The 13661-nt window shown below is 46.8% G+C and carries 13 protein-coding genes; 7 read left to right on the top strand and 6 right to left on the bottom strand.

Going from position 1 to position 13661, the window contains the following annotated elements:
- The first annotated feature begins 101 nt into the window (after positions 1-101).
- From Q7J41_RS09575 to Q7J41_RS09545, 7 genes are all read left to right on the top strand, one after another.
- Positions 102-1778 (top strand): 2-oxoacid:acceptor oxidoreductase subunit alpha, encoded by a 1677-nt coding sequence (locus Q7J41_RS09575; RefSeq protein WP_304887492.1) that lies wholly within the window; start codon positions 102-104, stop codon positions 1776-1778.
- Between the two features lies 1 nt (position 1779).
- On the top strand, positions 1780-2631 hold the full coding sequence (locus tag Q7J41_RS09570; protein WP_304887491.1) for a 2-oxoacid:ferredoxin oxidoreductase subunit beta: 852 nt from the start codon (positions 1780-1782) through the stop codon (positions 2629-2631).
- A 145-nt stretch (positions 2632-2776) separates the two neighbouring features.
- The gene (locus Q7J41_RS09565; RefSeq protein ID WP_304887489.1) at positions 2777-3544 is read left to right on the top strand and encodes a tetratricopeptide repeat protein; all 768 of its coding nucleotides are present in this window, start codon (positions 2777-2779) and stop codon (positions 3542-3544) included.
- Between the two features lie 76 nt (positions 3545-3620).
- Positions 3621-4856: an iron-containing alcohol dehydrogenase gene (locus Q7J41_RS09560; protein WP_304887487.1), complete on the top strand. Its 1236-nt coding sequence runs from the start codon at positions 3621-3623 to the stop codon at positions 4854-4856.
- Complete coding sequence (locus Q7J41_RS09555) at positions 4856-5089, top strand: MoaD/ThiS family protein (RefSeq protein WP_304887485.1); 234 nt, start codon at positions 4856-4858, stop codon at positions 5087-5089. The genes Q7J41_RS09560 and Q7J41_RS09555 overlap by 1 nt, the downstream gene beginning before the upstream one ends.
- Before the next feature lie 11 nt (positions 5090-5100).
- Complete coding sequence (locus Q7J41_RS09550) at positions 5101-7101, top strand: aldehyde ferredoxin oxidoreductase family protein (RefSeq protein WP_304887483.1); 2001 nt, start codon at positions 5101-5103, stop codon at positions 7099-7101.
- Positions 7094-7306, top strand: coding sequence for a 4Fe-4S binding protein (locus tag Q7J41_RS09545; RefSeq protein ID WP_304887482.1), 213 nt, complete (start codon positions 7094-7096; stop codon positions 7304-7306). The genes Q7J41_RS09550 and Q7J41_RS09545 overlap by 8 nt, the downstream gene beginning before the upstream one ends.
- Positions 7307-7386: 80 nt before the next feature.
- Here the strand turns inward: Q7J41_RS09545 and Q7J41_RS09540 are convergent, their stop codons facing one another.
- The 6 genes from Q7J41_RS09540 to Q7J41_RS09515 form a co-directional block, all read right to left on the bottom strand.
- Positions 7387-7890 carry a GNAT family N-acetyltransferase gene (locus Q7J41_RS09540; protein WP_304887481.1) on the bottom strand — a complete coding sequence of 168 codons (504 nt, stop codon included), beginning with the start codon at positions 7888-7890 and terminating at the stop codon, positions 7387-7389.
- Between the two features lie 167 nt (positions 7891-8057).
- Positions 8058-10283, bottom strand: coding sequence for a PTS transporter subunit IIABC (locus Q7J41_RS09535; RefSeq protein WP_304887480.1), 2226 nt, complete (start codon positions 10281-10283; stop codon positions 8058-8060).
- Between the two features lie 258 nt (positions 10284-10541).
- The gene (locus Q7J41_RS09530; protein WP_304887478.1) at positions 10542-11450 is read right to left on the bottom strand and encodes an FMN-binding protein; all 909 of its coding nucleotides are present in this window, start codon (positions 11448-11450) and stop codon (positions 10542-10544) included.
- 208 nt (positions 11451-11658) lie between these two features.
- The gene (locus Q7J41_RS09525; protein ID WP_370651003.1) at positions 11659-12240 is read right to left on the bottom strand and encodes a chromate transporter; all 582 of its coding nucleotides are present in this window, start codon (positions 12238-12240) and stop codon (positions 11659-11661) included.
- The gene (locus tag Q7J41_RS09520; RefSeq protein WP_304887476.1) at positions 12240-12833 is read right to left on the bottom strand and encodes a chromate transporter; all 594 of its coding nucleotides are present in this window, start codon (positions 12831-12833) and stop codon (positions 12240-12242) included. Before Q7J41_RS09520 ends, Q7J41_RS09525 begins: the two co-directional genes overlap by 1 nt.
- 10 nt (positions 12834-12843) lie before the next feature.
- Positions 12844-13530 carry a 4'-phosphopantetheinyl transferase superfamily protein gene (locus tag Q7J41_RS09515; RefSeq protein WP_304887475.1) on the bottom strand — a complete coding sequence of 229 codons (687 nt, stop codon included), beginning with the start codon at positions 13528-13530 and terminating at the stop codon, positions 12844-12846.
- Positions 13531-13661: the final 131 nt, after the last annotated feature.

Raw genomic sequence — 13661 nt, 5'->3', positions numbered from 1 at the left:
AAAATAATTTCTTTAAGAAAGATGAGAATTGCAATAATTTGGGTAAATATTAACTAAGCCATGTTTGTCATTGGCTATTATATTTGATTGGAGGGTACACTTTGTATAACCTACTTTTAGGCGGAGCCGCCGGAGACGGTATTGAAACAATGTCCGGTCTTCTAGAAAAAATGCTGAAACAATCGGGTTGTCATCTTTTTACAATCCGTGATTTTATGTCCCGGGTTCGAGGTGGCCATAATTTTACCCAAATACGATTTGGTAATCAACCCCTTCACGCCCATCGGGATACCCTGGATGGTATTTTTGCCATCGATGAAACAACCTATCAAGAGCACCAGCCCCAGCTTTCTTATGATGGTTTTATTTTGTGTGATGAGTCATTGTCAATTGACGATTTCCGGGCCATCAAATTGCCACTTAAAGCGATCGCCACCAAGCTTGGCAACTCCAAAGTGATCAGCAGTGTGGCTACCGGAGCCCTGCTTAAACTCTTTAATATCCCCCTTGATCACACTGCCGATATTATCAAGGCCGATCTCCGGGCTGACCTAGCCGAGATCAACATATCGGCCCTCAAAATGGGCTACGATTTAGTGGACTCAAATTACGACTTTCCCCTTACTCAAACTTCCGAACACCTGCTGGTATCAGGAAATACTGCCATTGGCTTAGGGGCCGTTGCTGCCGGCCTACGTTTTTATTCAGCCTATCCGATGTCCCCATCAACCAGCCTGTTGGACTTTTTTAACGCCCACAGCCGCACCATGGCCATTGCTGTGGAGCAGGCCGAGGACGAAATTGCCGCCATTAACATGGCCATTGGAGCTTCGTATGCCGGAGCCCCCGCCATGACCGGTACTTCTGGCGGGGGCTTTTCACTGATGGTGGAAGCCCTGGGCTTTACCGGTATTGCCGAAATTCCGCTGGTCACCGTGGACGTCCAACGCCCCGGACCAGCCACCGGCTTTCCTACCCGGACTGAACAAAGTGATCTGAAATTTGTCATTTCCGCATCTCAGGGGGAATTTCCGCGGATGGTCATTGCCCTACGGGATCATGCTGATTGTTTCTACCAGACAGCCAGGAGCCTGGCTCTGGCAAAAAAATACCAGCTCCCGGTGATCCTTTTAAGTGATCAATATCTGGCTGATTCCACCACCACCATCCCGATTCTTGATGCCAGTGAAATTGTCCACTTCAACGAACCAGAGCCACCGGCAACAACTCCGGATCAGCCCTATCAACGCTACGCCCTCACCGAAAACGGCATCTCGCCGCTGAGCATCCCGGGCAAATCCCAAGCCTTGGTGCGGGTCGACAGCGACGAGCATGATGAATGGGGGCAGATTACTGAATCCGCCAGCCTCCGCAATCAGATGGTCGAAAAGCGGATGAACAAACTCGAAGGACTGAAAGCAGAACTGCTTGAGCCGGAGTTCTGGGGCGCTGATCACTGTCAGTCCTTACTGATCGGCTTCGGCTCCACCAGCGGCGCCATAAAAGAAGCAGTTGACATCCTCAATCAGGAACAACAAAATTACGGTGCCCTGATTTTCGGGGATATCTACCCCCTGCCCACTGAACGACTCCAGCATTTTGCCGATCAGGTGGTGGATATAATCAATGTCGAACAAAATGCCACTGGCCAGCTGGCTGCACTGATCCGGGAGGAAACCCTGATCTGTTGTAAACACAGCATTCTCAAATATGATGGTCGCCAGTTATCAGTGGATGATATTCTAACCGGCATCAAAAATCTTAAAGGAGGTTTCTAATATGAACAAACCAGCATTCACCACCTATGAAACGGCCTGGTGCCCTGGCTGCGGTAATTTCTCCATTCTTGAAACCCTCACCGAAGTTCTGAACCAGCTGGAAACGCCTCCCCATCAGGTTGTCCTGGTCGGTGGCATTGGTCAGGCCGCTAAAACGAACCAGTATCTCACCGCCAACGGCTTCAGCGGTCTCCATGGCCGTTCCCTACCAGCCGCAGTTGCCATTAAAATTGCCAACGATGACCTGACGGTGATTGTCAATACCGGCGATGGCGATTCCTATGGGGAAGGGGGGAATCACTTTCTCCACAATATCCGTCGTAATGTGGATATCACCCATTTTGTCCACGACAACCAGATCTATGGCCTGACCAAGGGTCAACCCTCGCCCACCTCTGATCCCTGCGACCTGGCCCATAAAACCAGCACCTGCAATATGGGCGCTGCTTTTAATCCGCTGCTGATTGCCATTGCCGCCGGTGCCACCTTCGTGGCTCGTTCCTTTTCCGGTGACAAAACTCATCTGGCCCAGATCATGACTGCCGCCATCCGGCATCCGGGCTATGCTCTGGTGGATATCCTTCAGCCCTGCGTCAGCTTTAACAAAACTAACACTTTTGCCTATTACAAACAGCGGGTTAAACCCCTGGATGATGCCTATGATCCCACCAATAAACTGGCCGCCATTGAAAAAGCCATGGCATTCGGCGACACCATCCCGATCGGCATCCTCTATCAGGAACAGGCACCAACCTACGCCGAAAAACGGCCGGAACTGTTTGATACCGTTCCCCTGATCGATAAACACGTTCCCTTAAGCGATATCCAGGCTTTAATCAACAGTTATATTTAATCTGCTTCCGGCCTAGGCTATCATCGGAGAATTTTTCACTAAAGTTCTCACCAGAATCTTTATAAAAACTTAAAATTCAGCCTTTTAATTTCTTTGTTTTCAGTTGTGATATAATGAATAAAACATTTATGCAAAAGGATGATTCATGAACGATAATAAACTTGACTTATTGCACTTTCTCGCCCGGAATGGCGATCAAAATGCCATGCTGGAATTGGCTGATTACTATTATTTTAAAACCAACAAACAGGATCTATCTCCAGAAGTATTTGCGCTGGTTAAAGACTGTTATTGCCGCTTGGCCGAACAGGGCAATAGCCACGCCATGGCAACTCTGGGCTGTCTGTACTATGAAGGGGTTAATCTGCCCCAGGATTTCAAGCAGGCTAAACGCTGGTTTGAAAAAGCTGCGGCACAAAACAATCTGCTGGCCATCAATTATCTGGGTTACTGCCATTATTATGGCCGGGATATCCCCATCGATTATGAGACGGCCTATTCTTATTTTGCCAGAGCCGCCCAAATGGGTCATCACAATGGCATGTATAAGCTTGGTGATATGCACTATAATGGCCACTTTGTGGCAAAAGACCCGGCGATTGCTTTTTTTTGGTTCAACGAGGCCGAGCAGGCTATTGATGAAAGTAGCCCGGAGTATCCAAACATTGCTTACCGCATCGGCCACTGCTTGCTGCTCGGCCAAGGCGTTTCCCAAGATTTATTGCTGGCTCTTTCCTGGCTTCACAAAGCCGAATTGGGTTGCTACCAGTTAACCCACAACGGCGATGCCTATGCTGGTCTTACCCTGATCCGAGTTCATGAGGATCTGGAGCTTTTACGCCATCAGCTGGGTGACGAAGATTCATATCATCACGCCGATCTGGGGCGTCATAATCCGTTGAATACCCCTTGATCATGATTGTCCTAAGCAACCCTGATCCGATAAACAATTTAATCCAATGCTACCGTAACAAAATGGAGGTTACCTGATGCAAAGAGTACTTAATATTTTTCAAGACGTTCCTTACCGCAGTTCCCAGTTAGTGATGAAGCAAGTCGCCCAGGTGCTGCCCCTGCCCATTCCCCCAGTTCTTCAGGGACCTGGCATGGTTCGGCGTTTTCCGGAAGTCATCAAGATTTCCGGAGTAACCAAAGTTCTGGTTGTCACCGACAAGCCCCTTTATTCACTCGGTTTGCTGGATTCTTTTTTATGCGCCCTGGAAACCAACGGCATCGATGCCGTTATTTTTGACAAGGTTCAGCCCAACCCCACCTTTGAAAATGTCGAAGACGGTCTGGCCATGTATTACAGTACCAACTGCCAGGGCGTGGTGGCCTTTGGCGGCGGCTCTCCGATCGACTGTGCAAAAATCATTGCAGCCAAAGTCACTAATCGCAAAAGCATCGAAAAAATGCGGGGACTTTTTAAACTGACCCGCCGTCTACCGCCCTTTTTCGCCATCCCCACCACTTCCGGAACCGGTTCTGAGGCAACGATCTGTGCCGTGATCACCGACGTTAAAAACCATCAAAAATTTGCCATTAATGATCCCAAACTGGTGCCCCTGGCCACTGTTTTCGATCCGGAACTCACAGCAGGACTACCGCCTTCCCTGACTGCCACCACCGGCATGGATGCCCTGACCCATGCGGTGGAAGCCTATATCGGAAAATACGATACCGCTTTTGTCAAAGAAAAAGCTCTGAATGCTACCGAAATTATTATCAATAACCTCGAAGATACCTATCATAACGGCCAGGATCTTGAGCTCCGGCTGAAAATGGCGCAGGCCTCTTTTGACGGCGGGTTGGCCTTCACCCGGGCCTATGTTGGTTATGTCCATGCCATTGCCCATGCCATGGGTGGTTTTTACGGAGTTCCCCACGGTTTAGCCAATGCCATTATCCTGCCTTATATTCTCGAATTTTCAAAAAAAGCGGCCACGAAAAAACTGGCTGAATTGGCTTTTTTTGCCGGGCTGGGAGAAGCCATGAATGACGATGAAACCCTGGCAGAGCTGTTGATCGAAAAAATAAAATCGATGAATGTCAACATGGGCATTCCTACCACCATTTACGCCCTGAAGGAACAGGATATTCCTGAACTGGCCAAACGGATCCTCAAAGAAGGAAACCCCACCTACCCAGTACCCCGAATTATGCATTATCAGGAATGCTGTGAGATTCTGACAAAGCTTTGTCCAGAAACGACTCCCGAGACTTAATGAAGGTTCAAGTCTATCCCCCACCCTTTGCCAGCCTCACCGCTCTGGATGAAGATGGCATGATGGTACTGCCACCCGGAGCCCGGCTGTCCACCATTTACCGACGGCTGAAAATCCCCCGAGTTTTACAGCCGCTGGTGATCTGCCAGGTGAACTACCAGCGGGTGAAATTAAATACCCAGTTAAAAGACGGAGATGTGATCAGTTTTATGCTCCCCCTTGCTGGAGGATGAGAGGTAATTTTTTGAAAGGTTATTGCGGAAAAATACTGATGGTGGATCTTTCGGATGCCACTTTTTGCGAAATCGAAATCCCCGACATGATTTATGAACATTTTCTTTCTGGAGTGGGCCTGGGTGCCTATATCCTATATAAATATCTTCCCCAGGGAGCCGATCCCTTGGGGCCGGATAATATCCTCGGCTTTGTCAGTGGGCTCCTCACCGGTACCGGCAGTTTTATGACCGGACGCTGGCTGGCCGTCTGCAAATCGCCTCTCACCGGCGGCTTTGGCGACGCCAATTGCGGCGGCACCTTTTCTCCGGCAATCAAGCAAAGCGGTTATGACGGCATCTTTTTTAAGGGTCAGGCGCCAACACCCAAAATGCTCTTTATCGATAATACCGGCCCTCAACTTATCGATGCCACTGATCTCTGGGGACTGGACACGGTGGAAACCGAAGCCGCCATCAATCAGAAAATCACCGCTAATAAAAAACTGTCCATTGCCACCATCGGCCCGGCCGGCGAGCACCAATCGCTGATCGCTGGCATTTCCAACGATGGCGGCCGGATGGCGGCGCGATCAGGAGTCGGCACTGTGATGGGGTCAAAAAAACTGAAGGCCGTGGTTCTGGCCGGTTCAAAAATGATCCGTTCCCAAGATCCTCAGGCCATCAAAGCTATCAGCCAGGACTATGCAAAAAAGGTTAAGACTTCAAATCTTCCCCCGCTGGCCACTGGAGCGATGCTGCCGATGATGGGAAAATCGATGGTCGCTACCGATAAAGCCATTCCCATTGACGGTATGTTATCCACTGCCATTATGAAAAAATGGGGCACTGGCTTTACCAATACGATGGGTATGACCATGGGCGACACTCCGGTCAAAAACTGGAAGGGTTCGGTAGCGGATTTTCCCTATCGCAAGTATCGTCACATGAATCCCGACCGGATCCAAAAGCATGAAACCCAAAAGTATCACTGTTATTCCTGCGTGATTGGCTGCGGTGGATTGTGTGATATTGACAAACTAACTAATGGCCGTTTTCCACACACCCACAAACCGGAATACGAAACCGTCGCCGCTTTTGGGGCACTGCTTTTGAATAAAGATCGCGACTCTATTTTTATGATCAATGAACTCCTCAACCGCGGTGGGATGGACAGTATTTCAGCGGGAAATACCATCGCCTTTGCCATGGAGTGTTACGAAAAAGGTTGGTTAAGCCAGGAAGTCACCGGCGGACTGGATCTCTCCTGGGGCAATGCCGAAGCGATCATCACCCTGGTCGAACAAATGATTGCCGGGGTCGGCTTTGGTGCCATTCTGCAGAATGGCGTTAAAATAGCCAGCGCCATCCTGGGCATTGAATCCGCGCCTCTAGCGATCCACGCCGGCGGACAAGAACCGGGCATGCATGACCCCCGTCTGGATCCGATCCTCGGCATCCACTATTCCTGCGATCCTACCCCCGGCCGCCACACCATCGGCGCCGGCAGTTATTACACCTATATGCGGATTTGGGAGGATGTGACCTGGGCTCCCAAGGTAAAACTGGGGGAAGATAAAAGCAACGAATACGAAGCGACCAATCAGGTCGGCCTAAAATCCATGATCAATGCTTGTATCAAACAGATTCTTGATGGCTCCGGCGGCTGTTTTTTTGCCCTCGTCAGCGGACTGAATCACTTTAAGATTTTTGATTATCTCAACGCCGCCACCGGCTGGCAGAAAACTCCCAACGAATACATGACCATTGGTCTGCGGATGCAAACCCTGCGCCAGGCCTTTAATGTCCGGGAAGGGATCAACCCTCGGGATTTTAAAATGAATGAACGTCTCAGCGGGAACCCGCCCTTAAAAGAAGGCCCCCTTAAAGGGAAACATTTTAATATGGATGAAATGATGAGTGTTCACTACCAGTTTATGGGCTGGGATAAAAAAACCGGAATCCCCACCAAAACCGCCCTTGAGGATCTGGGCTTCTGCGATCTGGAAATGGAGGGCTTTACCCATGGCTGATAAGAAAAAACCCGTCATCGATTATGAGCTCTGCATGGCTTGCGGTATCTGCTCGGGCGATTGCCCATTAAGCTGCATCGTTTTACGCAAAACCAATATCGACCGCTACCAAAAAGCCTACCCCGTGCTTGATGAATACTATCGCTGTACCGGCTGTACTCGTTGCGCTAAAGCCTGCCCGATGGAAGCGATCGGGATGATGTAATATCAAAAAGATGCTGCATGATTTTTATATCATCCAGCATCTTTTTTCTTTTTCATTATTCTATTTCACTTAATTCACTTTCATTTAATCAAGGCATACATACAATAATCGGTGATCTTGCCATTTTTATAAATGGCTTTCTTGCAGATTCCTTCCAACTGGAATCCAGCATTTTCCAGAGCCGTTCGAGAGCCAATATTATCCACAAAGGGTCGGGCATAAATTCTGAAAATATCAAAATTAGCGAATCCGTACTCACAGGTTTGAATAATCGCTTTGGTCATAATCCCTTTTCCCCAGAATGGTTCGCCCAGCCAGTATCCCAACTCGGCCGTCTTACAACTGACATCGTCCTGTAGCATCAATCCCACCGAACCAATGGCCTCATTGTCAACGACAATGGCTTTGATCGATTGTTTTGTCTGATCTCTGTGCATACACTGGTCAATAAAAAAATGGGCATCGTCCAAGGTGTAAGGTGATGGAAAAGCATTTCTCAAAAAGCAGGCAACCTTGGGGTTATTGGCATAACGCACAATATTTTCCGCATCATCCAGTTTCCAATCTCTTAATTCAAATTTCATCTTTCTTCCTCCTGTATGATATAAGTCATGTTATGTCATACCAAATGCCTAGCGTATGCTGGCTTTTGGCCTAACGGCAACATGCGGGCTGACACATTTATTTGGCGGTACCCTGTCCAATGTTTCGAACAAATTTGACGGCACTCATTGATCTGACTGCTGCCGTTTCATGATTCAATGGCAAATGCCTCTTCATTGCTGTTAATGGCACCCGTCTTGATCAGGATGATCTTTTGATCCTCATCTAAATTAGTCACGACAATCGGGATGGCCGTTGAAGGGGCATGATCCGCCAGATATTCCATATCCACCTTCATTAACAGATCTCCTTTTTTGACCTTGTCTCCGGTTTTAACAAAAACATCAAATCCCTTTCCTTCCAGTTTAACCGTATCAATCCCGACATGGATAAGTATTTCTGTGCCACTCTGACTGGTCAGTCCGATCGCATGTTTGGTTGGGAAAACTAGCGTAACATCGGCATCACAGGGAGCATAGATGGTATCACCAGTCGGGAATATCACAATCCCATCCCCCACCATTTTGCTGCTGAAGCCCTCATCCGGTGCTGCGGTAATGCTCTGCAAATCACCATCAATGGGTGCGGCAAAAATTTCCCGAGTTTTGGTATTTTCGTCTTTCGTTTCAGTTATTTCCTCTTTGTCAGGTAATTTATCAACCATCGGGATCACGGTTTCCTGATCACTTTCGGGACTTTCCAGATATTCATCCAATTTGGATTTAATCACGGTAACCTTAGGCCCGAAAATAACCTGAACCCCATTTCCTTGTTGGATAACCCCCATAGCTCCAGAAAGCTTAAGGATTTTTTCATCAACCTTTTCGCCATCCAGTACTGTTACTCGAAGCCGGGTTGCGCATGAATCCAGATCACTGATGTTCATCTTCCCACCTAACCCGTCAACAATCATTGCCGATCCGGGATCACTGGATTCCACTCGCTGATTCTTGCCTTTATTTTTTTCTTTGTCATAATCTGCCCGGGTATAAAGTTTTGTTTCTTCGTCCTCTTCCTCCTGACCTGGGGTTTTGAGATTAAATTTATTAATCAAAATCTTAAATAAAAAGTAATAGAGAATAAAGTAACCGACCCCGACAATGACAATATAGATCCAGTTGGTCTTGGCGTTTCCCTGGAGAATACCAAATAGGGTGAGGTCAATAATCCCACCTGAAAAGGTCATTCCAACCCCGACATTCAGCATATGCATAAACATATAGGACAAGCCGGCAAGGACACAATGGATGACATATAAAAATGGGGCGACAAATAAGAATGTAAATTCAATCGGTTCGGTGATTCCCGTGATCATGGCCGTTAGCGCCGCCGATATCAATAAACCCCCAACCGCTTTCTGTTTATTGGTTTTGGCACATTTATACATGGCCAATGCCGCTCCTGGTAAGCCAAAAATCATAAACGGGAATTTACCCGACATAAAACGCGTGGCTTCCACTGAAAAATGGGTGACATCTGGGCTTGCCAATTGTGCAAAGAAGATGTTTTGAGCCCCTTCAACCAAAACGCCATCGACGACCATTGATCCTCCCAGTCCGGTTTGCCAGAAAGGAAGATAAAAAACATGATGCAAGCCAAAGGGAATTAATGCCCGTTCGATAAATCCATAAATGAAGGTGCCAAAATACCCCGAGGCAATAACCAAACCGCCGATGGCATAAATACCGTTTTGAATAAATGGCCATAAAAAGAACATGAGTCCGCCAATAAATAAAAAGACCAGGGCAGTAATAATGGGGACAAATCGGGTGCCGCCGAAAAATGATACCACTGGTGGAAACTCGACCTTATAAAACCGGTTATGCAGCGCCGATGTTACCAGCCCAACCAGAATCCCCCCAAACACACCCATTTGCAGCGATGTAATTCCCACAATGTCAGAAATTGAACCACTTGGCAACATTCTGTTCGCTATGATCGGGACAAACGCACTGCCGCTGTTCTCGGCCGCCATCTTCCCCAGATCATTGACGGTTTGCAAGGTTTCCGGCGTATAGGTTCCGGTAATTGTAATAAGCGCAGCGATGACCGCATGCATGACCAAAAAACCAATAACGCCAGCCAGTGCGGCTACTGCCTTTTCTTGTTTAGCCATCCCAATGGCTACACCCATGGCAAAAATAATGGGCAGATTGGCAAAGATAATATTACCGGCGGCAAGCATGATACTGAGGATGTCATTTGCAATGGTTCCCGGACCCATAACCCCCATCAGATTGTAGGATTTCAGCATCGTTTCATTGGTAAATGAGCCACCAATCCCCAAAAGCAGACCGGCCACTGGCAACAAAGCAATGGGCAACATAAAAGAACGTCCCACCCGCTGTAAAACACCAAAAATCTTATCTTTCACAATGATCGCCTCTTTCTCCGTTCTATTATCTATTTTTACTTCTTAGATATTATTACCCCTTTTTTTCATAAATATTGAAGAAGTTTTTTTTTCATAAAAAAAGACACCCAACCCTTCAAATTTGACTTCACAGGCAAATTTAGAGTATGAGCGTCCAATTATTCAGTAACATAATTGAAAATACTTCAATTGTATGAAGAATGATATCCTGATTTACACATTTGTTAAGGCACTAATTTAATAAAGCTACCGGAAATTTTACAGGCTGGGCAGCGTTCCGGAAATCACCGCTGGTGCCAAGGCATTGATGACTGCCTGCATGATTCCGTTTGATGTATAGGTTGCTCCCGAAATCGTGTCAACCAACGGCGTCTGTGCAGCGATAATGGCTGCCGGCACCGCATCGATGGCCTTGCCATAATATTTTACATTTTTTTCGTTGTGTGAGACCACTAATACATCGGTAATCACATTTCCGGCCACTGTTACACTGACCGTCAGTTCCGGTCCGTAACCTTCAGCCACACCGGTATAGGTGCCGTCCTTCAAATCGACGCTTCCCAAAAACAGATTGGCTTTGGCAACCACCGTATCGTTCACTGTCGAATCTGTGGTTGTTGCTGGTTTGCTTTCAGCCCCGGCGGTGCTGGAGTTTTCAGCCGTTACCGGATCGCTTTGATCATTCACTGTTGTTGCCGCTGCCGTTTGGGTACCATACAATTTTGCCACTGAAGTCTCCACTTCTTTTAATGAACTGTTAAAAAAAACTTCTGGTCCCATGATTCCGCCAACTTCCCAAAGATGAATCCCCAGAAATACAATCAGCACCACGGTTAACCAGCGATGCGGCTTGATCCAGGTACACTTTCCGGGCAATAATTTTCTGAGCATATAAGTTAATCCTAATAGCACCCCTATTACCATGCTCAGGGTTCCATAATTGAATGACAGAATGGCTCCCGATGAAAAGAACCCATGGATACAAGCAGTAATCACAAAAGCAATTCCCATTGTTTTATGTGAATTTCTCAGATTTCGGTTAATCTTGGCAATGAATATATTTTTTCTTTTGCCTTTATTGACGATTCTTAATAAGTAGATGATTGTTAGTAAAACGACAAATATAACGCTTAACCAGGCAGTTAAAACATTAATAATAACGGTCATTTCAATTCCTCCTTTTTTCTTATCATAGCAGATAATCATGACATCTTTATGTCAATTTTTATTAGTTTATCATCCTTTTGTGATGATCATGTGACGAGACCACCGACTTAATTATTATTTAAGTTGATTCCTAAAAAGAAGTCTTTGCGTTTTACATCTCTCTCAAAAATAAAAAAAATAAGATCTATTGAAAAATAGATCCTATCAATTAATAAAACATCGGCAATACGCCAAAAAACAACATCCCTAAACCAGCTGAAATTAGAATTAACTTGATCGGATGCAATTTAAACCGGAAATAGACAAAGCTGCCAATTATAAAAATAATGATTTCCAGATATTGGAGGCTGGCAAAAAAATCACCCACCGAGTGGATTTTGACCCCCTCGCCAATAAACCCGGTCGACATCAGCAATACCACCGCCGAGGCAATCAGACCAATCACCACCGGCCGCATGCCATAAAGAGCGCCCTGAACCCATTTATTCTGCTGAAAATTGGTAAACGCTTTGGCAATGAAGAGGATAATGATAAACGAAGGCAGCACCACGGCAGCGGTTGTCACCAACGCTCCCGGGAGTCCACCCATCTCCATGCCGACAAAGGTGGCAATATTCACCGCAAATGGCCCGGGAGTGGACTCAGCCACCGCAATAAAATCAGTCAGTTCCAATAAGGTCAGCCAGCCATGAGCCACTACTTCCTGCTGGATCAGCGGAATCATGGCGTAGCCACCGCCGATGGTGAATAAGCCAATTTTAAAAAAAGTGATAAATAGATCCAGATACATTATTTATCCTCCCCGGTTTTTTTCCCATTCGAAATTTTCCGATTCAGCCAGAGCTGATAAAAAAGCCCCGTCACCGCGCCGCCCAGCAACAGATAAATGACATTGATATCGGTAAATGAAGCCAGCCCAAAGGCCAGGATTAAAATCAATACCGTCAGTGGCGTGTATTCTCCCTTTTTGCCCATTTTAACCACCGCTCCCAGGATTAAAACAATCACCCCAGCCCGCACTCCTTTAAAAGCATAACCGACCCACTCCAGGCTCTGAAATTCCTCAAAAAACAGGGCAATCAAACTGATAATCGTAAAGGAGGGGATCACCACCCCCAGAGTTGCCATCAGTGAGCCCCAAAATCCCGCTACCCTATATCCCACAAAGGTCGCCGTATTGATGGCAATAACTCCGGGGGTCGCTTCGGCAATGGCAAAGATATCTAAAATATCCTTGCTTTCAATCCAGTGATGCCGTTCCACGGTTTCATATTCAATCAGCGGGATCATCGCATAGCCGCCGCCAAAGGTGAACAGGCCGATTTTAAAAAAAGTTATAAACACAGTTAACAGTTTTTCCTTTTGACTCGTTGTCGATTCCAATACTTACCTCCTATAACCCGATCCATTCTATTTTCTCCTGAAAATCAATCGTATCGGTGACACTCCATAAAACATAGTTTTCCAGATCGGGGAAATTTTTAATCACCACCGGGATTTTTTTTTCATCTGCTACGATGGCAGTCCCCGGATTGATTGGCCGTTCATTTTGACAATCTACCCGAAATGCATGCATTGGCAGATTAAAACCCTTGCCAGTGTACTTCATATAGGCTTCTTTAAGCGCCCAGAGATCATAAAAACCCTGGGTCTGATTTTCGGCCGATAGTGAGAAGAGCCAGTCAGCCTCTGACTGGGCAAAAAAACGCCGGGCCAGTTTTAAATTCGGAAGCTCCATTTTTTGAATATCCACCCCCACTGGCTGGGATCCGAGACTACAGACCACATAATGGCCCGAATGAGACAGATTAAAATGAATGTCTGGATAATCTGACAATATCGGCTTGCCATCTTCTCCTTGTGTCATCCTCAGTGATCCACTGATGCCGTGGATGCGCTCCACCGCTTGTTGAAGCAGCATTTCAGCTCCCACTGACAGAGCTTTCGCTCCTGCTGTTTTAAGCCGTGCGGCTTTTTCCCGTCGCGCTTGCGATACCTCTTGCATTGCTGCGGCTAAGCGGCAGGGCTCATTCAATTTGCAAACATCGGCGATAAAAATTCGGGTTTTTATGATTTCCATTTTGCGCTCCATTTATAGACTGTTCCGGGCTTTGCCATTCCATCATTGTAACAAGTTTGCCTTTTTGTCCGTTTGATTACATTATACTATAAAAAAGATAAGAGCAGGCAAACAATGCTTATTGTCTACCT

This window comes from Acetobacterium sp. (genome assembly GCF_030652775.1).
Lineage (GTDB): Bacteria > Bacillota > Clostridia > Eubacteriales > Eubacteriaceae > Acetobacterium.
The sequence above is the reverse complement of the archived record's forward strand: the minus strand, read 5'-3'. Positions and strand labels throughout refer to the sequence as shown.